This is a genomic window from Streptomyces sp. NPDC008001 (assembly GCF_042958085.1).
GTDB lineage: Bacteria > Actinomycetota > Actinomycetes > Streptomycetales > Streptomycetaceae > Streptomyces.
The window spans coordinates 974391-999424 of sequence record NZ_JBIBIZ010000001.1 but is presented as its reverse complement, the minus strand read 5'-3'; the positions used below and the strand labels follow the sequence as shown (position 1 = coordinate 999424).

18 protein-coding genes and 2 pseudogenes are annotated in these 25034 nt (G+C 71.2%); 9 read left to right on the top strand and 11 right to left on the bottom strand.

Going from position 1 to position 25034, the window contains the following annotated elements; translation table 11 throughout:
- The first annotated feature begins 269 nt into the window (after positions 1-269).
- Together ACFZCD_RS03855 and ACFZCD_RS03850 are read left to right on the top strand one after the other, a co-directional pair.
- Positions 270-686, top strand: a complete 417-nt coding sequence (locus ACFZCD_RS03855; protein WP_391827981.1) for a hypothetical protein — start codon at positions 270-272, stop codon at positions 684-686.
- Positions 590-1132, top strand: a pseudogene (locus ACFZCD_RS03850) (erythromycin esterase family protein); the annotation flags it as partial. The gene ACFZCD_RS03855 and the pseudogene ACFZCD_RS03850, both read left to right, overlap by 97 nt.
- Before the next feature lie 21 nt (positions 1133-1153).
- On the opposite strand, the gene ACFZCD_RS03845 reads toward ACFZCD_RS03850, so the two are convergent.
- The 7 genes from ACFZCD_RS03845 to ACFZCD_RS03815 all read right to left on the bottom strand — a co-directional run bounded on the left by ACFZCD_RS03845 (position 1154) and on the right by ACFZCD_RS03815 (position 15258).
- Positions 1154-2278, bottom strand: a complete 1125-nt coding sequence (locus tag ACFZCD_RS03845; RefSeq protein ID WP_391827520.1) for a hypothetical protein — start codon at positions 2276-2278, stop codon at positions 1154-1156.
- 8 nt (positions 2279-2286) lie between these two features.
- Positions 2287-3879, bottom strand: a complete 1593-nt coding sequence (locus ACFZCD_RS03840) for a cell surface protein (protein ID WP_391827518.1) — start codon at positions 3877-3879, stop codon at positions 2287-2289.
- A 70-nt stretch (positions 3880-3949) separates the two neighbouring features.
- Positions 3950-5080 carry a hypothetical protein gene (locus ACFZCD_RS03835; protein ID WP_391827516.1) on the bottom strand — a complete coding sequence of 377 codons (1131 nt, stop codon included), beginning with the start codon at positions 5078-5080 and terminating at the stop codon, positions 3950-3952.
- Entirely contained in the window at positions 5077-8952 is a 3876-nt protein-coding gene (locus ACFZCD_RS03830) for a hypothetical protein (RefSeq protein WP_391827514.1), read from the bottom strand. The genes ACFZCD_RS03835 and ACFZCD_RS03830 overlap by 4 nt, the downstream gene beginning before the upstream one ends.
- An 11-nt stretch (positions 8953-8963) precedes the next feature.
- On the bottom strand, positions 8964-11180 hold the full coding sequence (locus tag ACFZCD_RS03825; RefSeq protein WP_391827512.1) for a hypothetical protein: 2217 nt from the start codon (positions 11178-11180) through the stop codon (positions 8964-8966).
- Positions 11181-11197: 17 nt separating this feature from the next.
- Positions 11198-14431 (bottom strand): DUF6603 domain-containing protein, encoded by a 3234-nt coding sequence (locus ACFZCD_RS03820; RefSeq protein WP_391827510.1) that lies wholly within the window; start codon positions 14429-14431, stop codon positions 11198-11200.
- Positions 14432-14832: 401 nt separating this feature from the next.
- A complete protein-coding gene (locus ACFZCD_RS03815; RefSeq protein ID WP_391827508.1) occupies positions 14833-15258 on the bottom strand; it encodes a nuclear transport factor 2 family protein in 426 nt (141 codons plus the stop codon).
- A 141-nt stretch (positions 15259-15399) separates the two neighbouring features.
- Here ACFZCD_RS03815 and ACFZCD_RS03810 point away from each other — a divergent pair, with 141 nt between their 5' ends.
- The 3 genes from ACFZCD_RS03810 to ACFZCD_RS03800 all read left to right on the top strand — a co-directional run bounded on the left by ACFZCD_RS03810 (position 15400) and on the right by ACFZCD_RS03800 (position 18607).
- The gene (locus ACFZCD_RS03810; RefSeq protein WP_391827506.1) at positions 15400-15969 is read left to right on the top strand and encodes a PadR family transcriptional regulator; all 570 of its coding nucleotides are present in this window, start codon (positions 15400-15402) and stop codon (positions 15967-15969) included.
- A 220-nt stretch (positions 15970-16189) separates the two neighbouring features.
- Positions 16190-16834, top strand: coding sequence for a LysE family translocator (locus ACFZCD_RS03805; RefSeq protein ID WP_391827504.1), 645 nt, complete (start codon positions 16190-16192; stop codon positions 16832-16834).
- A gap of 147 nt (positions 16835-16981) precedes the next feature.
- Complete coding sequence (locus ACFZCD_RS03800; protein WP_391827502.1) at positions 16982-18607, top strand: purple acid phosphatase family protein; 1626 nt, start codon at positions 16982-16984, stop codon at positions 18605-18607.
- Positions 18608-18723: 116 nt separating this feature from the next.
- Here the strand turns inward: ACFZCD_RS03800 and ACFZCD_RS03795 are convergent, their stop codons facing one another.
- Positions 18724-19683 carry an ankyrin repeat domain-containing protein gene (locus tag ACFZCD_RS03795; protein ID WP_391827501.1) on the bottom strand — a complete coding sequence of 320 codons (960 nt, stop codon included), beginning with the start codon at positions 19681-19683 and terminating at the stop codon, positions 18724-18726.
- Between the two features lie 575 nt (positions 19684-20258).
- Between ACFZCD_RS03795 and ACFZCD_RS03790 the strand changes: the two genes are divergently transcribed.
- Complete coding sequence (locus ACFZCD_RS03790) at positions 20259-20870, top strand: DUF6461 domain-containing protein (RefSeq protein WP_391827499.1); 612 nt, start codon at positions 20259-20261, stop codon at positions 20868-20870.
- 241 nt (positions 20871-21111) lie between these two features.
- On the opposite strand, the gene ACFZCD_RS03785 is transcribed toward ACFZCD_RS03790, so the two are convergent.
- Entirely contained in the window at positions 21112-21702 is a 591-nt protein-coding gene (locus ACFZCD_RS03785; RefSeq protein WP_391827497.1) for a GNAT family N-acetyltransferase, read from the bottom strand.
- 685 nt (positions 21703-22387) lie between these two features.
- On the opposite strand from ACFZCD_RS03785, the gene ACFZCD_RS03780 reads away from it, so the two are divergent.
- From ACFZCD_RS03780 to ACFZCD_RS03770, 3 genes are all read left to right on the top strand, one after another.
- Positions 22388-22963, top strand: coding sequence for an SUKH-4 family immunity protein (locus ACFZCD_RS03780; protein ID WP_391827496.1), 576 nt, complete (start codon positions 22388-22390; stop codon positions 22961-22963).
- A gap of 311 nt (positions 22964-23274) precedes the next feature.
- Positions 23275-23556, top strand: coding sequence for a hypothetical protein (locus ACFZCD_RS03775; protein ID WP_391827494.1), 282 nt, complete (start codon positions 23275-23277; stop codon positions 23554-23556).
- A gap of 282 nt (positions 23557-23838) precedes the next feature.
- A complete protein-coding gene (locus tag ACFZCD_RS03770) occupies positions 23839-23973 on the top strand; it encodes a hypothetical protein (RefSeq protein ID WP_391827492.1) in 135 nt (44 codons plus the stop codon).
- Positions 23974-24025: 52 nt separating this feature from the next.
- Here the strand turns inward: ACFZCD_RS03770 and ACFZCD_RS03765 are convergent, their stop codons facing one another.
- Both ACFZCD_RS03765 and ACFZCD_RS03760 read right to left on the bottom strand, forming a co-directional pair.
- Entirely contained in the window at positions 24026-24655 is a 630-nt protein-coding gene (locus ACFZCD_RS03765; protein ID WP_391827490.1) for a DUF4291 domain-containing protein, read from the bottom strand.
- Between the two features lie 49 nt (positions 24656-24704).
- Positions 24705-24961, bottom strand: a pseudogene (locus tag ACFZCD_RS03760) (IS5/IS1182 family transposase); the annotation flags it as partial.
- Positions 24962-25034: the final 73 nt, after the last annotated feature.

The following is a 25034-nucleotide window of genomic DNA, read 5'->3' as shown; positions in this document are numbered from 1 at the left end:
CGCCCGTCGCGATGACCGAAGGCGGCCGGCCCCCGGTCGGCCGGCCATCCGCCCGGCCGCCTCACACCGCCGTACGAGAGCGCTTCCCGGTTCGCGTCGTATACGGCCGGGACGGAACGCCTCTAACGTGCTATCAGACGCATGGGTGAGGTCCTTCGGCGCAGTTCGGGAGGAGCGCGCTAGTGGGGGCGCAGCGAGTTTCGCAGGCGCAGGAGGCCGCCAGGGGCCGGTCCGAGCTCTTTCCATCGGTGCACGTGTCCGGTGGCCGCGTGGTGCACCGGGTCGGAGACGGCCAGGTGGCGGAGCCCCAGGCTCGGCGTGTCATCGAGGCCGTCAGCATCGGCGTCCAGCTGATGTGCCGGGCCGGTGTCGACGACGAGGCCGCCCTCGAACGGGTCCTCGCCACCGGATGCGCCCGCTTCAACCTCGGCCGCAGCGCCCTGACCGACCTCCGATGGTGCGCCACGGCAATCGCCCGGCACGGCGAGCGGATCGGCGTCAGCCTGCCCGTCCACCTGACCGATCGTGGCCCGCGCCTGGCCGGGCCGGGGCGGGGCACGGACGCCGGAGACCTGTGGCAGGCGCTCACCGTGAGGACTGGGACCGAGCACGCCTGTACGGGCGCACCGCAACGGGCCTGCTGCGCTACCACTTCTGGATGGCAGACACCTCACCGGCGCGCATGACCCGGCTGTGCGCGCTGCGGGATTCGATGATGGCCCATAACCTCCTCGCCATCGCCGGGCGCGGCCCGGCGCTCGTCCACGCCCACAACTCCCATCTCCAGCGGGAGAAGAGCACGATGCAGATGTGGCAGGGGCCGGTGGAATGGTGGAGCGCCGGCGCGCTGGTGAGTGCCCGGCTCGGCGAGGGGTACGCCTTCGTGGCCACGGCCCTCGGCACGATCCGGCACCGGGGAGTGGGCACCCCACCGCCGGACAGCCTCGAAGGCCTCATGTACGCGCTCCCGGAGGACCACTGCGTCATCGACGCCCCGCGCCTGGCCACCACCCTCGGTGACGCACTGCCCGCGCCCCTCGTGTCTCCCTGGTTCGGCTACTCCCCGCTCGCCCCGGCCCACCTGGTCGCAATCGACGGGATCGTGTTCGTCAGGGACGTCCCGCAAAGCTAGCGCTGCGGTGGTGCTGAGGGGCTACCTCTCCCCCGCCTCCTTCAGTTGGCCCGTGCCGAGAGGGAACCAGCGCAGGCTGTGGGTGCTGGGTGTGGTGCCGGCGCGGGTGATGGTGACGGTGGATCCTCGGGGGACGACGGCGGTGAGTGCGCTGCCGGGGTCGCCCGGTTGCCGTTCGGCCAGGCGTGACTGGACGCTGGCGACGCGGACGGCGCCGCCGGTGGCGACCGTGACGGTCAGGGTGGGGGCGGGGTCCTCGGTGTCGGGCACGTCCTGGTCGGCCCGTACGTGCCCGACGAGGAAGCCGTCGGTCTCGGCGGTGTACGTGCGGCCCGGCTGCTCGCCGAGGTCGAACTGCTCGGGGACGCGGGTGAGGAGGGTGTGCCCTTGGACGGTGAGGTCGTTGACGGTCAGGTCCGGTCGGGCGACCGTCACGGCCGTCGTCATCGCGTGCTCCGCGGTGCCGCCGCCCTCCGTCACCGTGACCACGAGCGCGAAAGCGGTGTCGTGGTGCAGGGGCGGCGACGGCCAGTAGCGGACGTCCGTGACGTCCTGGGGTTCGCCGTCGTGCAGCATCCGGTAGGTGGCACCGGGACGCGACTCGCCGCGCCAGGTGAGCTCGGCCGGGAAACCGCTGCGGACGAGGATGCGCTTGGGCCGGAAGTCACCGACGGTGAAGCCGGCCGGAACCTTGGCCAGGGGCCATACCTCCGTGCCGGGCTCCGGTGCGTCCTTGAGGTGTTCCTCGATGGTGAGCCTGCTGGTGCCGACTGCCGAGCCGATCTCGATGTGGGCGACAGCCAGTTCCAGCTGGCTGCCGGGGGGCAGGGTGGTGCTGGCGCGCCTGGGGCTGAGCACGAGGGTGCCTGGCGCGTCGGTGTCCTGCTCGAAGCGCCACCTGCTGGAGTCCTCCATCTGCGGTTCGGCGCTGCCCGGGTTCGGGGTGAGGTCGTCCGGACCGCTGCCCACGGGGAACGTGAAGCGGGCCCTCTCCAGGTGGACGGCGGCCTGCCGGTGGTTGGTCACGGTGAGGTGGAGCGTGGCCTTCGCCGGGGTGGAGCCCTGGGAGACCTGGATGGGCTCGGGGACGGACGTCACGTCGTAGGTCAGGACGCACGTGCTGTCCTCGGGGCGGCGTACGGTCATGGTCCGCGTCACCCCCAGGCCGGGCCTGCGGTGACGTACGCGTACTGAGTGAGGGCGATCCCGAGGGGGAACTCGGCGACGGGCTCGCCGGTCGAGACCGACAGTTTCTGTACGGAGGTGCCGAGGTAGTCGGTCACGAAGAGGTGCTCGCCGTCCGGGGAGGCGGCGACCGCCGACAGCCGCCGGCCCTCCTGCCCCCGGACGTCCCCCACGTGGCTCCCGCTCGCGAGGTCGATCACCTTGATCTTCCAGTCCAGGTCGGCGACGTACAGCTGCCGCCCGTCCGGCGACACCGCGATGCCCATGACGTCCCGCCCGACGGGGACGAGCCGGGGCGCCCCGCTGCCGGCCGTCATGGCGAGGGCCACGAAGCTGCTGCCGCCGTCGGGGTTGGTGGCGGCCAGTGTGGTGCCGTCGGGGGTGAGGGCGAGCTCCGTCGGCTTGGAACCGCCGTCGAGCCAGCGGGTCACGGTGGCAGTCGTGGTGTCCACGACTGCCACCTGGCCCTTCGTGCGGCAGCTGACGTAGACCACGTCGCTGCCGGGCGCGGCGGCGACGCCGGAGGCTTCCTCGCCGATCTCGACGGAGCGGACCGCGCCGGTGGTGAGGTCGACGGCGTGGACGTCCCTGCCGAAGACGGTGGCTACATAGGCCGCCGAACCGTCGGGCAGCGGCGCCACCCGGTACGGCCACGTGTCGTCGACCTGCACGGACCGCGGCGTGCCGGCGGTGATGTCGAGGAGGGCGAGGCTGCCGTTGCCTCCGCCGGAGGACCTGACGGGCACCAGGGCGCGGAACCCGTCGGCGGAGAGGGCGACACCGCCGGGGTAGGAGCCGGCGACCGTCTGCCGGATCTTCTGCCCGGTGGCGGCGTCGAAGACCCACAGGTGGCCCTCGGTGTCGTCGACCACGGAGACGACGGTGCGGTACGGCCACCGGTCCCGCAGGGCCTTGAGGCCGGAGGTGACGTGGTGGGTTTCGGGTTCGGTGTCGCACTCGGCGTAGCGCGTGCCGTCCGGGGCGACCAGGTAGCCGTTGCGGGTGGCGGGGTGGTTGAACGCGGCGGCGACGCCGCCGAGGACGCCGGGGTCGGGGTGGCCGGGGTCCGCCCAGTCCTTCTCCAGGGTGCCCTGTTCGAGGACCTCGTCGGTTTCCAGGTCGTAGTTGACGTACTGGCCGCCCCGGAACAGGTAGACGGTGCCGTCGGACGCCGCCATGCCGGCGTCGACTCCCTGGGTGAAGTCGGGCGCGCCGTTGCGCAGGCCGGGGAACTTGTCGCCGATCGGCACCGGGGCCGCGCCGCCCACCGGCGCGTTCGCGGCGACGTCGTAGAGCACGCAGGTCGCGCCCTTGAAGAAGTAGACGCGCTGCGTGTCGGTCGAGCAGGTGGCGTCGACTCCGCCGAAATACGCGGCGGGGAGCTGCGGCCACAGCTCGCGGAGGGCGGCGCCGCGCCGGGGCGGGGCGGTCGACGCGGCGTCGTGGTGGACGGCCCAGCCGGCGCGCAGCAGGTAGACGGCGGCGGGAGCGTCCGCCGAGTCGGGGACGCTGAAGGCTGCGTCGATCCCGGCGGGGGTCAGATCGGTGCTGGTTCCGCTCATCAGAAGGGTCCTTCCGGTCGGTGCGGCGCGGTGGGAACGGCGCAGGAGGCGTCGGACGGTGCGGCGGGGTTCACGGCTCGACCACCTGAAGCGGTCCCGACCCGAACGGGAACCAGGTCAGTTCCGCCGTGAAGCCGCCGCCGTCCGACTTCTGCACCACGCTGACCACCGAGCCCCGCGACACGGGAACCAGCAGGCCGGCCTCCCGGTTCTCCATACCGCCCTGCGCGTCCCAGGACTGGGCGGCGAACTTCCGCTGCTTGGTGTCCGGCGGCGTGACGAAGACGTTGAGGGTGGCCGGCGTCCCGGTCTGGTTGGTCTTGATGTAGCCGGTGATGATGCCGTCGGTGGCCGCGCGGTAGGTCCACGTGCCGCTGCCGACGCCCCCGGCGATCTCCTGGATCTCGCCGAACAGCCGGACGGTGCCGTTGGCGTCGAGGCTGCCGACCTCCAGATCGGGCACGTCGACGGTCACGGCGGTGGTCAGTCCGTAGGTGACGGGAGCGCCGTCCTGCTCGGTGGAACCCAGCAGCATGAACGCGGTGGCGGTGTGGAGGCACGGGGAGGTCCAGCTGCCGTGGCCGTCGACGATGCGGTCGTTCACCGTCACGCGCTGGTCGCCGTAGAACAGCTCGTAGTCCGGCCCGTCCACGCACGACCAGGTCAGCGTCACCGTCTCGCCGTTGGGCACGCTGGTGCGGTCGGGCCGGAAGTCCTCCAGCATCGTACCGGTGGGCGCCTTGGCGAGCCTCCAGCTGCCGGCTGTGCGGGTACGCGGAGGTGCGGCCGGGGACCCGGCCGTCGTATCGGCGATCCCGGATGTGGTGTCGGCGACCCCGAGTGTGACGGTGCCCGCTGCCCGGTTCACCACGATGCCGTCGAGCCTGATGACGAAGCTCTCGCCCGGCTTGAGCTCGGCGCCGGGGTCAGCGGGCCGGAGTTGGAAGACGCCGCCTCCCGCGTGCTCGGTCTGCCAGCCGGTGCCACCCTCCACGTGCGCGGTGATCGTCTCGGGCGTGGCGGTCAGTGCGCCGGTGCCGTTCCCGGTCGGCAGGGTGAGGGTGATCAGCTCACAGGCGACCGGGCCGGGGCCGGGGTTGGTCACCGTGACCCGTAGCACGGCCCGGGACTCGGCCTTGTCCGTGCTGACCTTCAGCGGTGCGGGGTCGGTGTGGACGGCGTAGGACAGGGCGGCGGTCATGACGGGCTCCCGGGCTGCTCGTCGGGGGCGGTCGGCGGGGGTGTGCGCCGTGCGGCGGCCCCGGTCCGGACCCCAGGCCCGGACCCGGACCTGGTCCCCGCCCCGGCCTCCGCCTCCTCGCCGAGCGCGCCGGAGAGCAGGAGGAAGCCGTGGCGGGCGGCGGCGGGGCCGTCGGTGAGGGCCAGCGCCGGATCGGGCGTGGCGAGGGGGTACGACGCCCACTGCGCGGGCCCGGCGGCCGGTTCGGCCCACTCCCACGTGCCGCGCCATCCCGAGGGCCCGGGGGCGACCAGGTGTGCGACGGGTGTGCCGTCAGGGTCGCCCGGGTCGCCGGTCCCCGGGCGGGTGCCCGCGAGCAGCGGGCCGGCCCGGAACGCGAGCTTCATCCGGCTCAGCGGTTCGCGCACCCAGGTGGACGGCAGCAGCAGCCGGCCCACGGGGAGGATGTCGGTGACGGCGTGCACGGCGGCCCACGGGTCGGCGAGGAGCGTCACCCAGGCCGCGGCGGTGTCGGCTTCCCGGGCGCGAGCGGGCGGGAGCACGGGCCGGGCCGGGACGCGGACCTCGTGGCCGTCGATCGGGACGACGTACCCCGTGCGCTCGGGCGCGGGTTCGGGAACGGCGTGCAGACGGGTGTAGTCCGAGCCCAGGTAGAAGCCGGCCAGGCCGTCGCCGAGCATGTCACCGGCGCCCAGCCGGACGTTCCAGAGGTAGTCGGTGAACTCCGGCGGGGGCGGGCTGACGACGTCGTCCCAGGACGAGGACGTCATGGCCGGCCCGTTCAGTTCGCACCGCAGCCGGGCCCGCAGCAGCGCCACCGGGCGGCCCGCCAGGCCGGCCAGGCTGTCGTCGTCCTCGCCCGGCGCGGTGGTCGCCAGGCTGTGGTCGAGGCTGCTCAGCAGTTCGGCGAAGGCGTCCGGGCCCGCCTCCAGGAGCTTGCTGACGAAGCCGTGCAGGTGGGGCAGCTCGGCGGCGAAGGCCCGGCCGGAGCCGGTGTCCACGGCGACGTCCGGGTAGGGCGAGTACGGCAGAGCGTCCCAGTCCGTGATCTGCCGGTGTGCGGTGTCGAGGGCCACGCGGATCTCGCCCAGGGCCCGCCCGTCCGGGGCGTGCACGAGCAGGGAGCGGGAGAGGTGGTTGACCAGCAGCCAGCCGCAGACGGGGGTGCGGCCCGCCGCCTCGGCCGGGCCGGCCTCGACGTCGACGCGGTCGTGGTCGTCCGTGGCGGAGACGAAGTCGAAGCGCAGCCGGGCGGGCTGCAGCAGGCGCGGGGGCAGTTCGACGTAGCGGTAGGGGTTCTCGGGGTTCACCGCCATGACGGGGGTGACGCTGTCGGCCCGCTGTACGGGGAAGCGCTCGGCGTTGTCGGGGCTGATGACGGCCAGGGAGCGGCCGAACCGGTCGACCACGTGGAGTTGCTCGAAGGCGAACTGGGCCGCCCGGACCGGCCGGAAGTCACGGTCGTCGCCGCCGGAGGCGGGGCCGGGGTCGGGGGCCTCGCTCAGGGAGACGCGTGAGGTGCGGTTGTCGACGAGTTCGGCCAGGGCGTCCGCCGGGGCGATGTTCGTGGCGACGGTGTGCTGGGCCAGCCAGTCGTTGACACCGTCGATGCGCTGGGAGAGCAGGTCCCATTCCTCGGCCCGGCGGCGCAGTTCGCGGAGTTCGGCCACGGGCGCGCCGGGGCGGGTGTCGGCGTGCTGGGCGAGGCGGGCCCGGGTGTTGAAGGGGATCAGGGGGTTGAGCAGGGCGCGGCCGGTGAGGGTGGCGGGCGGTTCGGCGCTGTCGCGGTTCTCCCAGCGGTAACGGGTGCCGTCGAAACGCCAGTTGTCCCTGCCGTCGCTCCGGTAGGGGGTCGGGTGGCAGTTCATCTTCCAGATGAGGTGCAGCGGTGACCAGGGCTGCCGCCACTGGCGCGTCCAGCGGGCGACGACGCCCTCCACGTGCCCGCCGGTGTCGTCGTCCAGTGCGTCCTGCAGGGCCGTGCGGTCCGGCGCGCTGCCGGGGGCGAGTGCGGCCAGGCCGAGGAGGAAGAACTCGGCGAGGAGCGCGTCCAGCGCGGCCGGTTCGGGCAGGCCGCTGAGGTCGGGGGCGGGCGGCCGGTCGGGCGCGGGGATCATGTCACCGCCGATCCGGATCCGCGTAACCGTCTCGCCGGGGGTACGGCAGAGCAGAGTTTTCTCGTCGGTCAGCGGCCGGTCGAGCCTGGCGCCGCGGACGACGACCGACGGGTCGGGCGTGCTGTGGAAGGGCGGCTCGGCGACCCGCTGGAGTTCGCGGCCCGGTGCCAGGCCGTGCTCGGCCGCGTAGGATGCGACTGCCTCGGCCAGCCGGTCGGCGTCGTCGCCCCAGGGGATGCGGTGCCGCAGGCCGCCCTCGTCGGAGGAGGAGTCGCCGGGCTCGCGGAACAACTCGTCGAGCTTGTCCCGCACCTGGTGGGCGAGGTTGCCCTCGCCGGAGGGGTTGAGCTGTGCTTCGCACGCGGCGTCCCACTCGGGCCCGGGGCGGGTGGGGCGGCCGCTCAGCCACCACAGACCGTACAGCCGGCGCTGGAGGTGGGCCAGTTCGCGGGCGGCGGCGTCGTGTGCGGCCTGGGTGGCGTTCAGCTCGGCGAGCCACTGCTGTTCGGCGGCCGTCTGCTCGGGGGTGAGCGCCGGCCGCGGGCTGCCATGGCCGGCAGGCCGGTCTACGCCGTCGGCGGGCCGGTTTACGCCGTCGATGGGCCCGTCGACGTCGTCGGTGGGCCGGTCGACGATGCGCCAGGTGTAGCCGCCCTGTTCGGCACCGAACCAGGTGCGGCGGAGAGCCTGGTCGAGCGCGGTTTCGTCCTCGCCGTCGAGGACGTCGAGCAGGTCGTAGGAGAAGGCCTCCCATAGGCGCGCGGCTTCGGGGTCGTCCAGGGCGGCCGGGTGGAGGGCGGTTTCGGCGTCGGTGGCGATGTGCCCGAGGGCGACGTCGACGTCAATCGCGGTGTCGTCCTCCCTGTCGCCGGGTTTGTTAGAGGCGGGGCGGTCGCCGTCGAAGTCCCAGGACAGGCCGAGGGCGGTCCCGGCGTAGAGGGACCGGGAGGGGCGGAAGGCGCTGTCGGTGGTGGCCCAGCGCAGCGTGTCCAGCACCTGGCGGACGTCGTTGCCGGGCTCCCGCCGGAGGATGTCCCAGTCCTCCTGCGAGTACCAGCCCGCCACCAGGTAGCTGATCAGGGACGGCTGGTCGAGGCCGGAGAGCGGGTCGTGGAGGGAGAAGACGTTCTGGTTGTAGGGCTGGAACATGGAGAACGTCGGAAGGCCGGGGCCGGCGGCGGTGAGGAACGGCTCGCGGCCGGTGGGTTCGTCCCAGGGGCCGTCGGCGAGGTCGTGGGCCCGGCCGATGTACTCGGGCGTGAGGCGCGCGGCCCGGGGGTCGAGGAACGCCGACGTCCCCTCGTCGTAGTCCAGGTAGTCGCTGTCGACGATCCAGCCTGCGGCGACGGGCGTCGCGCCGGGCTCGGCCGCCGGCCGGCTGTGGCGGACGACGAGCCAGCGGTTGGGGACCAGCGGGAACTCCACCTTTCCGGCCGGGCCGTCCTGCCGGCCGCGCCGCAGCGCGTCGGGCAAAGTCCACTGCAGGTGGATGCCGTGGCCGGGCTTGTCGGAGGCGGAGGACGTGAACGGGTCCGGCTCGGGGGCGTACCGGTCGTCCAGCCGCTCGAAGTCGGCGTACCAGCGGCGCCAGGTCTCGTTGTCGCGCACGCGCTTGTTCACCAGGAGCGCGTCGACCTGCACGGGGACGAGCAGGGGCGGGACGGGGTTCGTCAGGGACGACTCTGGGCTCCTCAGGGACGGCTCAGGGGTCGTCAGAGACGGCTCGGGGTTCGTCAGAGGTGGCTCGGGGTTCACGCGTGGGTTCCTCACTGCCGGCCTGCCTGCTGCGGGGCGAAGGTGATGCGGTGCGGTGCGTTGACGAGCTCCACGGCCAGGACGCTCGGGGACAGCTCCTCGCCGGGGCCCAGATGGCCCGCCGCCCGCAGGGCGGTGGCCAGGCCGTCGACCAGGGACCGGGTGCCGCCGTCGGCGACGTCGAGGACCTCGGGCGTTCCGGTGCCGGTGGCGGTGCGCAGGAAGCGGCTGATGCCCTCTTCGCCCTCGGGCGGGAACCACTGGTCCAGCGACTCCCCCACCGGATCGGTGGGGCGGCGCAGGTTGATGCGGTCGGTGCCGTCGAGCGTGTCGACGCCGAAGTGGACGCCTTCGTACGGCTCGCGGAAGACCGCCTGGTCGGGCACGCCGTCCACCAAGCACAGCAGGAGGTCCGGGCCGGTGATCGTGCGGTGGACGATGTCCATCAGCTCGGGGGTTCCGCCGGTGCCGGTGCGCCGGGGTTCGATCACAACGTCGGGCCAGCCCTTCACCAGAGCCGAGCGCATCAGCAGCCCCGACAGCGGCCGCGGCGGTTCCAGGGCCTCGCGGGCGAGGTCGTTGACGGCGGCGTCGAGCGAGGTGCCGAGGCCGGTGCTGAGCACTCCGTCGCGCAAGGCCTCGCACCACTGCGGGTCGACGTGGAAGAAGCGCAGGCTCTCGGGCGGCAGCATGCGCGCGTCGGGCACCAGATGGCCGAGCGGGGCAGCGGCCAGCAGGGTCACCTGGTCGAGGACGGTCATCAGCGGAGCCAGGGGTTCGCTCAGGGCGCTGCGCAGCACATCGCGCGTGGCGGTGGTGCGGAGCCGGGTGTGGAGGTCGGTGAGGGCGGGCGGCCGGGGTACGCCGCCGGTATGGCGCCGGGGCGCTGGAGCGGGGCCCGTACGCGCCCGGGAGGGTGTGGTGGCGGCGGTGTGGATGCGGGCGCCGAGCCCGTTCTCGATCAGCTCGTGGAACCGGTCGTGGGCCGGGTGGGCTTGTGTGCGGGACCGCAGCAGCGTCCGTTGGGCGATGCGCCGCGCGCGGCCGCGGAAGGCCGAGACGGCGGCGGCCAGGCTGGCGTCGGACAGGGCCAGCGTCCTGCCGAGGGTGAAGGCGGCGGCGTAGCTGACGTCGAACACGCCCGTGTCGGTGAGGTAGACGAGGGCTTCGTCGGCGCTGGTCCAGTGGCCGGAAGCGGGCTTGGGCACGGCGGGTGCGACCACGGGGGTGAAGGGGCCGCGGTACCAGGCGACGGTGTGCTCGCCGGAGGGCAGCACGTGGTCCACGGGCACGTGGCCGAGGTCGAGGCGCCGGGTGGCGGCGGTCGGCGTGGTGGTGCGCGCCGGCTGCGGCCGCAGCCGCAGGCCGAGTCCGCCGGGGTCGTCCGCCATGCGCTGGATGAGCGTGGCGAAGTGGGCGTTCGCGTCGGGCCTGGCCTCGAAGGACCAGGCGTGCAGGGAGACCATGCGCACGACGGACGGGTCGGGCCGGCTGCCGTCGAGGTGGTCGGCGAAGCCCTCCAGCGAGACGAGGTGGGCGGCGTAGCGGCCGGCGGTGCGGGGGAAGCGGTTGGCCACGACGACGGCGTAGTCGCCGGCCTCCAGTTCCTCCCCGGCGCGGCGGACGCGGGCGGCCTGCCGGTCGCTGACCTTGCGGACGTGGCAGAGGTGGGGCAGGTCGGCGCGGCGGGGCACGAGTGCGGCGAAGACGTCCGAGGGGACGTCGAGGGTGGTGCAGGTGCTGTCGTGGAGCTCTGGTGGTACTTCTGCTTCGAGGGTGATGTCGGGGACGAGGGCGTCGGTGGCGGTGAGGAGTTCCCGTACGGTACGGGTCCGGGTGTGTCCCTGGGCCTTGGGGTCGTCGGGGAGTTCCCCTTCGGCGAAGAGGAGCAGGGCGAGCCAGGGCAGTTCGGGGACGGCCGCGTCGAGGGCGCGCTCCCAGGGCAGGATCAGCCGGTTGAGGGTGATGTGCGGCAGGACGTACTCGAAGGCGCCGCTCGCCGCGGGTGCGGGGTGGACGGCGTGGACGAAGGTCCCGTCGAGGGTGAACTGCGGGGCACGGATCTCGAAGGTCTGCCCGGCGGCGGGCAGCTGGTCGCTCCCGACCTTCTCGCCGGACACGAGGTGGTCGAGCGTGACCGTGTAGAACCCGGCCGGGGTGGCGGTGTGGTTGTCGTGGAAGTGGACGCTGAACCGGGGGGTGGCCCCGGCAGCGGCGGGCTGCGTCATGTGGCTTCCCTCGCGGTTCAGATCGTCATCGGTTCGGCCGCCGGTTCGGCCACCAGGGTTTCGGCCGTCAAGGGTTCGGCGGTGAAGGCGCCCGCCGCGGCGAGGGCGGCGAAGCCGTCCAGCCGGTCGTGGCCGGGCGGGGCGATGCCGAGCGCCGTGAGCTCGGCGTACAGGGCGTCCCGGGCGGCGACCGTGGTGGTGGCGATGCCGTCGGCGATCATGCCGATGCCGGTCGGGTCCTGGCCCGGCTGCCAGGCCCGCGGAACCGGGCCGGTGGGCGGGTCGAGCGGGGTGACGGGCAGGGTGTCGCTGGTGCCGAGCTCCTCGAAGCCGAGCGCCACGTCGGTCATCTCGCCCGGCGTGAAACCGTCCTTCGGCGGGGGCACGGTGACGGTGAACCCGATGACGCGGCCGGGCAGGAGCGCCTCGTCGTCGCTGTGCACGGAGGGCTCGCCGGTGCCCCACAGGGCCCGCGGCACGTTGGTGGTGACGGGATCGATGCGCCACCCCCGCCCGACGGGGTCGAAGCCCTCGTCGTCGCCCAGGACGACGGTCAGCCGGTGTTCCGAGGCGAGGCCGGTCGCGCCCATGGGACGGATGTCGAGCGGGGTTCCGCCGGGGATCCGGGTGGTGTTGACGGTCAGTTTCGAGGCAGGCAGCGCGGTCGTGGTGGAGAAGGAGAACCCGTCGGCCGAGACGACCCAGCGGTCGTCACCGGCGTTCCGGCGGCGGGCGCGGGTGGCCTCGTCCTCCGGCAGGATGCCGGAGAGCGGGGTGATGCGCAGCATCCGGTCGCGGGCGGGCAGCTGTTCCTGGAACTCGCCCCAGCCCACCTCCCGGGCGCCGCCCGGGCCGGCGCCGAACGACACGTCGAAGTCGATGCACCACAGATGGACGGTGGCGATGCCGCCGACGGGCGGCCCCCACAGGTCGAGGTCGACGCCGACCTCGCCGCGGACGGTGAACAGCCACAGGTCGACGGCGAAGCCGATGCGTACGCCGATGCCGAGCCGGAACCAGAACGGCTTCCACTGGATGAACGCGTCGAACCGGGCGGTCAGCCAGGCGTCGACGATGCCGGAGTGGAACGCCACCTCCAGCCTGCCGCCGGCCATGAACGCCGAGGGGGTCAGGGCGGTGTACGCCTCGCCGCGGGCGGTGACGCAGTTGGAGATGCCCCACGTGTAGCCGAGCCTGGGGACGTCGGGGTAGTGGCCGGGCGGGTCCCAGCCCGTGGTGTAGCCGCCGAGGCAGAACACGAAGTCGCCCTCGTGGTCGCCACCGAACCAGGTGCGGTAGGCGAGCCCGCCCGTCAGCCGGCATTCGGGGTCGAGGACGTACGACTCGGGGGTGAGCTCCGCGGCCAGGGCGAGCATGCCGTCGCGGGAGGTGTACAGCGCCTGGAGGGCGAGCTGGACGCGGGCGATGGCGGAGTCGCCGTCGCGGCGCAGCGGGAACGAGGCGGTGGCCAGGCCCAGGACGGCGACGGTGAATTCGTCGCCGAACTCGACGAGGGCGAGCACCTTGCCGTCGACGAACTGGAAGACGGTGAAGCCGACGCCGAGCGCGAACCAGATTTGGCCCTCGGCCGGGCTCAGCCACGGGGGCCGGCCGTCGGCGCCGTCGAGGAGGGAATCGAGGACCTCCAGCGGGGGGCGTTCGCTCTCGCTGCCCAGTTCGGCGACGAACGGGAAGTACGGCGTGTCGGCGGGGGCGGGTACGCGGACGGAGCTGTTGTAGCCGAAGCCCGCCGCGATCGCCTTCACCTGGAAGGGCGGCGGGCCCAGGCCCTTGCGGCCGGCCAGCACGCCGTACAGGAACAGGGAGGGGTAGCCGCCCTCGGCGCGGGCGTAGGCGCCGAGCACCTTGACGCTCGCCACCTTGGCCTCGATGACGGCCATGCCGGCGAACAGCATGTCGTAGGGCGGCTGGGACTCCTTGACGAGGAACGCGCCGCCGATGCGCACAGGTGGCCGGTCGAAGGCGAGACCGAGCCCGTCGAGGGTGGGCCGGAAGCTCCAGTCGCCGTCGGCCAAGCGGACGGCGAACCCCAGGCGGGATGCGCTCAGTTGGATACCGCCGGCGTCGATCGTGGCGTCGAGGGTGATGCGGGCAGCGCCGTCCGCGTACGACAGGCCGAGCTCGGCGATCCTGAGCGGGCCGGACTCCAGGCCCAGCGGGATGTTCGCCTGCGCGGGGACGTCCTCCTCGTCCCGTAACGGCCGCGCGACCGCGTCGAGGCGCGGGGGCGGGGTCGGGCCGGGCTGGGTCTTGCGCCGCAGCGGGTAGACGAGGATGCCGTGGTTCTTCTCCGAGAAGGCGGTCGCCGCGGTGACGGCCAGCGAGGCGCCGGCGGTGAGGCTGCGCGTGGGCAGCCCGAGCTGCACACCGGCGTTGGCCATGAGGTCGTTGAGGGACTTGACCTTGCGCACCGTCAGCGCCGCGGAGAGGTGGAACGCCTGCAGCCCGGCGAAGACCAGATCGTCCTCGACCGGCGCGTACTCGCCGATCGAGGGCAGGTCGGCGAGCCCGGCCTCGTACGTGCCCTGGAGCAGCACCGCACGCAGGCGCGGCCCGGCGCTGCCGGTGCCGGCCCGGTGCGGCAGGGAGGCGTAGGCGAGCTGGACGTACTCGGTGCGCGCGGAGAAGACGAACGCCCGCTTCCTCTTCTCGTACGCGAACGCGACGTGCGTGAGCACCGGCACCAGCGCGGGCGGCAGGTCGGCGGGGGCGGTGCCCAGGGCGTGGGCGACGTCGTCCCAGGAGATGCCGTCCTCGGAGGAGAGCTCGCCGGTCAGGACGCCGTCCTGATGCCCGGCGCCGAACGTCATCGTCTTGGCCGTGCCGTCGGCGCCGGTGAAGGGGATGAGCAGGGCGGCGCCGAACCCGGTGGCGAGGGCGGAGAGCCGCAGGTGCGGTGCGAAGGTGTCCTCTGCTTCGCCTGAGTCGTCCTCGGTCGACGGGAGGGTGAAGTCCAGGGTGACACCGGTGACGGTCTGGAGTTGTGAGTCGACGGCGAACTCGACGACCACAGGGCAGGGGCCGTCGACGACGGTGAAGGCGAGGGTGCCCTCCACGACGTACGTCGCGCGGTCGGGGATCGCGCCACCCACCGTGAGGTCCGCGGACATCAGCCACTGCTCGAACAGCGGGCCGACACCGGGGATGTATCCGATCAGCTCGCCCGGCAGGGAGAACACCCCGCCGGGGTCCGGAAAGAGATCGAGCAGTTCTTTGAGCGAGAGCGCCATGGGTCTCCCCGGCCTCGGAGGAACGGCGAACGGCTTCCGTGCACCGGCGGCATCATGGCATGCACACAGCGTCACTTCGGGAAAGATGACGAAATGACCTGTGGTAACGGGGATTTTCCGGCCAAGGTGATGTAATGCTCCCCCGGCGGTCCTGACCTGCGGAAGCGCGGGGCGGCTCCGGGCTCATCGGCGCTCGACCGTGCCCGGAAGCGCTCGCCAAGTTGTACAGGGTGCCGGGGGTCGGCTCAATACCGCCCGGGACCGGGCCGTACGGGGCTTCCGTACGGGGCTCGGTGCGACGCCTCCGTACGGGGTTTGGTGCGACGCCTCCGTACGGCGCTTCCGTACGGCGCTCCTGCCGGTGCAGTTGGTGCCGGTGGTGGCCGACCTCCCTGCCTCTCCTACCCCTCGGCTGCCACCAGGCCGTCCTCGACGAGTCCGGCCAGGACCGCTTCCCCGAGGGCGTGGACGGCGGACTGGGGCCGGACCATGACGGTGAATTCCTTGATCCTGCCGTCGTCGGCGAAGTGCAGCAGGTCGATGCCGTGAACCTCCTTGCCGCCCGCCCTGGCACGGAAGAGCAGCACCGCCGAAGAGGCGGGCGTGCCGTCGGCGCTGGTCTGTGCGGTGCCGGTGTAATCACCGATGTAGTGGAAGTCCTCGAAGGTCCGCAACAGGACCCCGAAGAGACCCAGCACCATCGGCTTGCCCACGAACGGGGTGAACTTCACGGGGCTGTAGAGGCAGATGTCCTCGGTGAACAGGTCCTCCAGAGCCGCGAGGTCACGTTGGTCGACAGCGGCACGGAATCGATCGGCGGTGGTCATGGGTCTGCTTCGCCCCTCTTCATGAGTCTCTGTACAGTCGCTTCATAGTCATGAATGTGACTAGTCATTTTCATGACTACCATGGAACGTGCCTCCACCGACAGGGACATGGACGAGGCAGGACAGCGAGGAGGCAATCCCATGGCACTACGGCACGCCCTGCTGGCGGCGCTGCTCGACGGTGAGCTGAGTGGGTATCAGCTGGCCAAGGCGTTCGGCCTCGGCGTGGCGAACTTCTGGCACGCCCAGCCGCAGCAGCTCTACGCCGAGCTGGCCCGGCTGGAGAAGGACGGACTCATCGCAGGCCGCGAGGTCGTCCAGGAATCCCGCCCCAACAAGCGCCTGTTCCAGGTGAGCGACGCTGGAATGGCGGAGCTGGAGAGGTTCACGGCCGCCGCCGCGAAACCCTCCTTCATCCGCGACGACCTGCTCGTCAAGGTCCAGGCCGCCGACCACGTCGACACCGACGCCCTCATCGCGCAGCTCACCGAACGCGCCGCCTTCGCCCGATCCAGGATCGACCTCTTCGGCAAACTGCTGCGCACCATGCGCGGCGACCGTACGGAGGAGGATTTCCTGCGCCACGGCGACCGCATCGGCCCGTACCTGACGTGCCAACGCGGCCTCGCCTTCGAACAAGGAAACCGCGACTGGTGCGAGCACGCGATCGCAGTCATACGCGAGCGGCAGCAGGCTCGTATCCAGCGCTGACTCGCGGCATATGGCCGCTGCGCCCCACCACGCCGGACGGCCCGGCCACAAGACATTAGGGATGGGCGAGCGGTCCCTGCCGGGGTGCATGAAGATGCCGAGTGGCAAGACCGTATTCTTTGGCGGGCCGGACGGGCCTGCTGATGTGTCGTAGCCGTCCGTTGCAGCCGGGCCACCCATTCCGTGCCAGGTGCCCGACGAACGACCAGGAGGTTGACCGTTGATCACTCTGACCGCAGTCGGAGGAGTGGCCCTGGTCGAACTGGGCATGGCCCTCACTCCGGGACCGAACATGATCCACCTCGCCTCCCGTGCGATCACCCAAGGCCGCAGGGCGGGCCTGATCAGCCTCAGCGGGACCGCCGTGGGGTTCGTGTGCTACCTGCTGGCCGCGGCTGCGGGCCTGTCCGCGTTGTTCGCCGCCGTGCCGGTGGCGTTCATGGTGGTCAAGCTTGCCGGAGCCGCCTACCTGGCCTACCTCGCGTGGGGCATGCTCAAGCCCGGCGGCCGCTCGCCCTTCGCTCCGGCCCAGAACCTGCCTCCGGTCTCCGATGCCCGCCTGTTCTCGATGGGGCTGCTGACCAACTTGCTCAACCCCAAGATCGCTCTTATGTACGCCGCCCTTCTGCCCCAATTCCTGGACCCGCAGGCGGGTCCGGCCTGGGGGCAACTGCTCCAGCTCGGTGGTGTGCAGATCATCGTGGGGATCTCCGTGAACGCTCTGATCATGCTGGGCGCAGCACGGGTTTCGGGGTTTCTGGCCGCCCGGCCCCGCGCCATGACCGCCCAGCGGTTCACATCAGGTGGCCTGCTCGGCGTCTTCGCCCTGCGCACCGCCCTGTCCAGGACTCCTGTCTCCGCCTGAGCCGGGCCCGCGTCACCGCAGCACCGCCATAGCCTTCCCGGCAGCCTGCTGGGGTGAGGATTCCTGCAAAATCGCCGCGCCAGAACAAACCTTGATCACTTACAGTGCCCCAGGACTGTCAACTCCCCCACAGGAACAGGGCATTTCATGGCGATCACGCGTAGATCCGTACTCAAGGGCTCGTCGGCCGCGGCGGCCGTCCCGTTCGTCGCCGGTGCCGCCGGGGAGGCCGCCGCTTCCTCTTCATCAGCAGCACCGACGCCCGGGCCGCTGCTGCAGAGCCGACCGCACCGGCTGGGCGCGCCCGGAGTGCTGGGCGTCCACCTGCAGTTCGGCTCGGACCCGTCGTCGGAGATGACCGTCTCGTGGATCACGCCGCAGTCGGTCCGCCGGCCGCAGGTGCAGCTCGGTTCGCCCGCGGGCGGGCACGGCGGCCGGGTCGTCGACGCCGAGACGCGCACCTACCGGGACGGGCTGTCGAAGGAGGAGGTGTACGTCCACCACGCCCGGATCACCGGCCTGCACCCCTCGACCACGTACCTGTACGCGGCCGGGCACGACGGCGCGGCCCCGGAGACCGGTTCGTTCACCACGGCGCCACGCGGCCGCGCCGCCTTCACCTTCACCAGCTTCGGCGACCAGGCGACGCCCAACCTGCGCCGGGTCATCCACCTCCCGGACGGCGTCCCCTCCCCCGTCAACCGCTACCCGCTGCACACCAGCAGCCAGGTCGGCTCGCCCGCCTCCGCGGACATCGTCTCCGCCGTCGAGCGGGTCGCCCCGCTGTTCAACTTCGTCAACGGCGACCTGTGCTACGCCGCGATCGCCGGCGCGTGGGGAACGAGCCGGACGGCGACGTGGGCGGACTGGTTCATCAACAACAGCCGCTCCACCCGGCTGCGCCCCTGGATGCCCTGCGCGGGGAACCACGAGAACGAGAAGGGCAACGGGCCCATCGGCGCCGCCGGTTACCAGACCTACTTCGCACTGCCCGCCTCGTCCGCCTCCTCCGACGAGGAGACCCGGGGCATGTGGTACGCGTTCACGGTCGGCTCGGTCCGCTTCATCAGCCTCGCCAACGACGACGTGGCGCTCCAGGACGGCGGGGACACCTACATCAGCGGCTACTCCGGCGGCGCCCAGCGCCGCTGGCTGGAGCGCGAGCTCAAGGCCGCGCGGGCGGACCGGGGCATCGACTGGGTCGTGGTGTGCATGCACCAGCCGATGATCTCCAGCCACCGGAGCGCCGGCAGTGACCTGGGCGTGCGCCGGGCCTGGGGCCCGCTGTTCGACGCGTACGGCGTCGACCTGGTGGTCAGCGGACACGAGCACCACTACGAGCGGTCGCACCCGGTGCGCGGCACCCTGCCCAACGAGGCCCGCACCCCCGTTCCCGTCTCCACCCGCACCGACCTGGTCGACACGGGCAAGGGCACCGTCCACATGGTCATCGGCGCGGGCGGCAACATCGCCACGAGCCAGGACGACCTCTTCGACACGCCGCAGGCCCGGGTCCTGGTCGGCCTCAAGGACGACAAGTCCTCCTCCGGCCACCGCGAGGCGGTGTGGATCCCCGAGGAGGCGCCCTGGGCTGCCGTTCAGGACCGCAAGTACAACCGCGGCTTCGCCGCGTTCGACGTCGACCCCGGCGACCGCCGCGAGGGCCTGACCCGGATGCGGGTCACCTACTACACGTTCGACGGCCCCCACGGCGACCTGACGCCCGTCGACACCTTCACCCTGCAACGCCCGCGCTCGGACGCGCGCCACTGAACTCCCGGGTCTGCGGGCCGGGCGACATCGCCGAACCGGGCCGGGCCGGCGGGCCTCGACGCTCTCCCCGTGCCGATCCACGTGCCGTCCCTGCGCCCGCTCGACCGCTCAGGCCGTCAGCTCGTCCAGTAGTCACGGTCGGGTAGTTCCACCCAGGCGTCGGGCTGCCCTGTGACGGCGCATGCGTCAGCGGGACGCAGCCCCACCCAGGCGCAGGCGTGGGCTACGGGGTGGCCGCGGTAGAGGTAGGCGAGCAGGACGTCTTCGGACGTGACCGTGTCGAAGGGGTTCGGGCCACCTCCGGGGTGGAGATCCCCTCCTTCGATGACGCCATCGCGGACGAAGCTGCCCTGGTTGCCGCTCTTGGCGTTGGCGTACAGGCCGTAGCAGGCCGTCCCGGCGGATAGCCGTTGCTGCACACCGGAGGCCTGTGGGGTGTAGCCCCAGCGCTGGGTGACGATGCAGCCGCCGGGCACGGTGGTCACGCCCACGATCCGGAGGCGGTGGTCAAAGTCGGCTCCGGCCCAGGGTGCCTCCTGCAGTACACGAAGCCTGTGGCCCCTCAAAGGTGCGGCATCGAGGCGGCGTATGGCCTCTTCGGCGTCGATGCCGGCCACGCACGCCAGGCCCAGGCCCTCGTGGTGGGAGTCTGCCAGGGCAGTGCGAAGGCGTTGGGCCTCGTGCACCGCCGCGTGCTCGGCAGGGCTCAGCCCCCGTTCTCCCTCGGGTACCTCGAACAGGCCCGGCACGGGGCCGGCCAGGCTGAGTCGTCCCGGGGACCAGCCACCGAGCACCGGTTGCCAAGGATCGGCTCCGTCCGCGACGAGCTCCTCCGCGAACTCCAGCTGATCATCCATCAGCACTTGCCACAGACCGATCGTGCCGCCCACCGGCTCGCCCTCGAAATACCAGGCGAACTCTTCGTCCTCGGGCTGCGCTGCCTCGAACGGCACCACCTGACGCAAGGGTGTGCCCGAGCCTCCGGTAACCGGGCCGGCACCGCTCACGGCTTCCCGTAGCCCCTCGTCGTTCTGCCGATCCGCGCTCTCACTGCTGCGGCCTTCCTGTGGTGCCACGCTGTTCCCCTCCCATGCGATGCGGCAGCCGGTACAGTCACCGCGTCACACACCCTCCCATCAGGCACTGACACAGGCATGCCCCCCGGAAGCGACCGGGACCGTCACAGCAAGACTCGGCTTGCGCCGTCGACTGTCGCTCGCGGCCACTACGCCATCGATCCCGAGCCCTGGGGCGCGCCTTTCGTAGCCCCTGGCCCAGGCACCGATACCGCGGGGACGAACGGACACCGGGCTCTCCTCATGCCGCCCAAGATGACGGGCATGATGCCTGCCGGGCCCAGAAACTCTGTGATTGTGCACCCCGAGGACGTACCTCACCTGCAACTGATTGGGTCCCTCGGTATCCATCGAGGGTGCTGCGGACCACTGGGAACCGGCGGACGCAACATGGCGTGTGTGTGCGGGGCCCTCGTGGCCACCCTCGTCGCCGACTGCATGGGCCCGCATGAACTACACCTCGATCCTGTCCGGGTTTACGCCTCCAAAGCCGACGCACAAACATGATCAGGCACCGGCCACCCCTGCGATTTCCTTCACTTCCTCATGGAGGAGTCGAGCCGTAGTCTCCGTTCATGAACGGTGCGCATGACGGGATCGCCTGGCTGACCGAGTCCTACAGTGACGGTTTCACTGTCATCTTCTGTGCAGGCGAAACCCCCGAGGGGCTCTTGCACAGGCTGGGAGCGGATGGTGCGACGGTACGGGAAATGAGCCGGGAGCAGGCAGAGGCCATCGACTTGTTCAACCACTACCAGGACGAGGACTACCTCGAAAGTGCCGGCCTCGACCTGGAGGAACTCCAATGCGACGGGTTCGTTGCCGATGGCGGCGGAGTGGCCCGGGCGGGCGAGATACCCGGGTGGGCATACGCCATCGAGAGCTTCGGCGCTGCGCTGAACGCCCGCGCCCTCGTCGAGCGCGCCTCGGCCGGCACCCGGCTGATCGCCTTTCGCCGGAATATCAACACGGCCTCGTTGCTGACATGTGCAGTGGATGGCCGCATAGTCTGCTCATACGACCCGCTCCACCCGGACGGTCATGAAACGAAGGGCTTCGCCGTCGAAGGACTGGTCGAGGCCGACGATCGCACGGGACGCGTACTTCAAGAGTTGGAAGCCTGGGGGCTGGGCGTGCCCCGGAGCCTGGACTTCGAGGACCTCCCCGCGATCAGGATCGGTACCTGACCACGTGCCGGTGGAGCGTTATCGAGGCCGCCTCCAGCCGCCGTGGGCCCAGCCGCTCCCCGGCCGAGGAAAGCGGTGGGTTGTGGTGGTCGGCACTCGAAATGGACCGCGGCCTGCTCGCCATGACGGCGGACGGACGACCCGTCGGCACTGCCGGCGCGTGCCGGACACATCCGGGCCCACCACCCGGGCGCGGCCGCCCTCGCTGACGCCCTCTTCCGCGCTGACCACTGCCGTTACGTCAGCTCCTGCCCGCCGGGCCGACTTCGCCGCCATGGCGCGCCCGCCACTCACGGCGCAGCATCGCGTAGACGTACTCCTCGCGCCAGGCGCCCTTGAAGATCCCGGTGTCGATGAAGTGCGCCTCACGACGCATGCCCAGCCGTTCCATGAGCCGGGCCGAAGCGCTGTTCCCGGCGTGGCAGCGCCCGATGATCCGGTGCAGACCCAGATCTTCGAAACCGAGCCGCAGGGCCACCGTAGCGGCCTCCGTGGCCAGGCCCTTGCCCTGGTAGTCGGGGTTGAAGACGTATCCGATCTCCCCTTGACGGTCTTCCTTGTCGAGCCATACCAATTCCACCTGGCCTATGACCTTGCCGTGGTCCGGCGAGACCACCGCCAGGCTGAGGCAGTCGCCCTCCCCGGCCAGCCGGACTTCGCCGGACATCTGGTCGACGGACTCCTGGGACTGCCGGCGGTCACGCGGCTCCCATCGCATGTAGCGGGCCACTACCGGCTGCCGCTGGTAGGCCCAAACGTCGTCGATGTCTTCGGAGGTGAAAGGACGCAGCAACAGGCGGTCGGTGAAAAGGGGTTCAGTGACGAGCAGCATCGGCCGACCCTATAAGCGCCGGCGGACTCCAGCCACGGAATTCAGGGTGGCCCTCATGGCTCTTCCCCTTCCCGTTCCGGTCCAGGGAGTGTGTGTCCACGTTCGGCAGAACATCGGTCGGTGCAGGCCGTACGCGCACATCGTCGCCGACTTCGAGCCGCTCGGCGCGGACGACATGCAGCTGGAGCTGCTGGCCACCGCCCCTGAACAACGTCTGCCCCGGGAGTACCTGCCCTCACTTCGGAACGGACTCCTGGAGGAGCTCGGCGGCGCGGGGCTGCTCCCACCGGTGGAGGCCGATGCCCCTAAACGAACGTGCAGGAGGCGCCCCTGCCGGACGGTGGCCCCGGACAGTGCTTCAAGTTCCGCTACCACGGACTGCGGCTGCTCGCGCAGTCCAGCAACCGGATGTTCATCATCCCCGAGGGCTGGAGCACCAGGCAGGGCAGTGTGTTGGTCCTTCCCGCGGATGCGGGTGTCCGCGTCGCATTCCGCCCCGGCTGACCTTTCGAGGGCTTCTCCGCTGTTCAGGGGATCCGTCTTCCCCGGGGCACACGGCTACGGAAGCACGGAAGGCCGTAGGACCGCCGAGCCCCCGGAACGTCCAGACGCCGGCGTAAGTCACCATGGGCTGTCTGCCGACGCATTCCGGGTGTTCGGCCGCAGCCATGAACAGGGGAAGGCCATGTCCGTCGCCATTACCGTCAGAGACTGGATGGAGCAGTACTTCGACATCCGCGACCTCGTCCGCATCCCGCCCGACGCCATCGCGCCCGGCGTCACCGATGCGGCCACGCGGGAGTTCCTGAGCGGGGTCGGCCTGCCCGAGATCGACATGTCGCCGTTCGTCCCCGACGAGCAATTCTCCACGGGCATGCGCACGCTCGCCGAACTGTGCCCCGAGGAACTGCGAGGGCTCCCGGCCCGGTGCGGCGAGTGGCTGCTTCTCGGGCACTTCATGGACATCCCGTACGCGCTCGACGGCACCACCGGCACCGTCCACGCCATTGGCAGGGGTTGCCGGACTGCCGACTCCGTCACCCGGCCGGCCCACCGTGATCTGTTGTCACTGGCCCACGCCCTGCGAGCAGTGCGGCAGCATCTCGGCTTCCTCGAAGACCAGGAGTTCGCCGTGTGGCCTGACGACATCGATGCCGTACTCGATGCGCTGATAGCCGACCTCACCCAAGTCGAGCCCGACTGCATGACCCATCCCGCCGGGATCTGGCCGCCATTGATCGAAGACATCCGCGCCATGTGACGGGGACCGGCCAACGTGTCGGCCGAGGCGGACCGTGTCCGGGCAGCGGCCAGGGTCAAATCCGACGGGGGGCCGCACGGATTCTGTGACGCAATCGGGTGCCGGTGCCTGCGGTACCAGCAATTGGGCAGTGAATCGGGTCGGCCTCATGACCGCAGAACACCTATCTGTGCCGCCACGTGCTCACCGGCAGGACACGTCCGCCGATGCTTCAAGCCCTCCCCGGAGGCGGTCTCCGACCTGGTCATTCTGCTCACATCGAGTGACGCACGGCGCTGAGTCAACGGCTCTGTCCTCCCCCTGTCACGCTGGTGACGAGGTCTACCTCCCCCGGCGCGGCAGCGCGCGACACGAATTACGGGCGCAACGCCGTACTCTCGGCGGGCGGCGTCATCGGCGGCGACAAGGTGAGCGAGGGCGGCCAGCAGGCGCACGACGGCGAAGCAGCCGACCGCGGTCACAGCCTCTCCGGCGATCCGGGCCGGACGATCGTCGGCGACGGCCAGGGCGCGCCGTTGCACCCCGAGCGCTGCCTTAGCCTCGGTGCGCGGTTCACCGGGGCCCTCGCAGCGTCCGCCGGATGCACCTGGTAGCCGGCCTCAGCGGAACTCCGCGAGTCGTGACCGGAGCCCGAGGAGCGTCAGCGCTCCCGCCAGGAGCAGAGCCCCGGCCGCGGTCGGGCGCGGTGCGGCAGGGCCCCTCCTCGACCACAACATCGTCAAGATCGTCGTCGGCGGCAACGACAAGGCGCTCATGTTCTCCCGGCAGCCGATCCCGTATCCGATCCGAAAAGCCACCGTCCCAACTACTTGCGGTAGCCCGGCCTTTAGGGATTCACCCATGACGGGCGCGGACTGTCACTCGGACAGGGCCCCGTGGAACGCTCCGAGGGCGTAGAGACGCTTCATCTGATCGAACACGCCCATGAAGTCCAGATGCTGGCCGTATCCGACAGCGGGATCGCCATCGATACACCTGAAGAGCTCGAAAGGGCGTGCGCGATGCTGTGACGGACTATGTCTATGGACGTCATCCCCATTGGCACTTCTGCCTAACGGTGTCCTATCGGTGCAGGTGAGTCAGAACCTCATCACTCATGGGATAGGGGCGTTCATGCGGCAGGAGTTGCTGGGCAACCTCCAGCTCTCCGCCTTGGACATGGGTGTGGATCATGCGGGCCAGCGCTGTGACATCGGTAATGGAGACGATCCACTCGTCGGCGTAGAGGCGGGCGGCTTCACCGGCGAGGCCGAGCTGGAGTGATCGGTGGGGAAGCGGCTGAAGATGCAGGTCGCGTTCAGGGTCCCATTGCACGCGGGCAGGAGCCCGCTTCAGCCGGCGTCTCCACGCGTCGCGGTCATTGTGGAGTCCACGCTCGTAGTGCGACAGGCAGGCGTGCCGCAGTGCCCACTCGAAGCCTTCCCTGGTGATCTCGACGGCGAGGACATGCTCCTGGCCTTTCTTGGTGCCCCACCCGCAGCGGTACATCATCCACAGGAATGACGGCTTGATCCACGTCATCCGGTCCCGCTTCCACACTGCCGGGAAGCGCCCGTCCCGGGCTGCCGCCAGACCGATCTCCGGCGCGTACGCCTGGTAGACGGTGATCGTGGAGTCCGTGTGAAGGGCTCGGATCTGATGCCTGGGTTCTGTCACTGGATCAGGATGATCACACCGCTTCACGTGCGCCATCGAATTACCGTGGCGGGAGGCCGCCGAGTCTGCGGCAGCAGACGAGGGTTCACGCGACGCCGGCAAAGGCGAGGAAGCGGGCGGCTTCGTTTGCATGCGTAGCGTCGGTGGAGTCGGCGGCAGCCGGCGCGCCAGGCCATGGTGCGTTCGACGGTCCAGCGGTGGCGGACCAACCGTCGCGAGGACTCGACTCCCTTGTGGGCGATGCGGTGGGTGATACCGCGCTCGCGTGAATCATCGTCGCAGGTGAGAGTAGTCGTAGCCCTTGACGCCGTGGAGCTTGCCGGGCTTGCGCCGCCGGGGCCCGCGGTGGACCCGTCAGGTCCCCTGCGAGCACGTGAAAGGCGCCCGGCCAAAGGCCGGGCGCCTTTCACGTCCC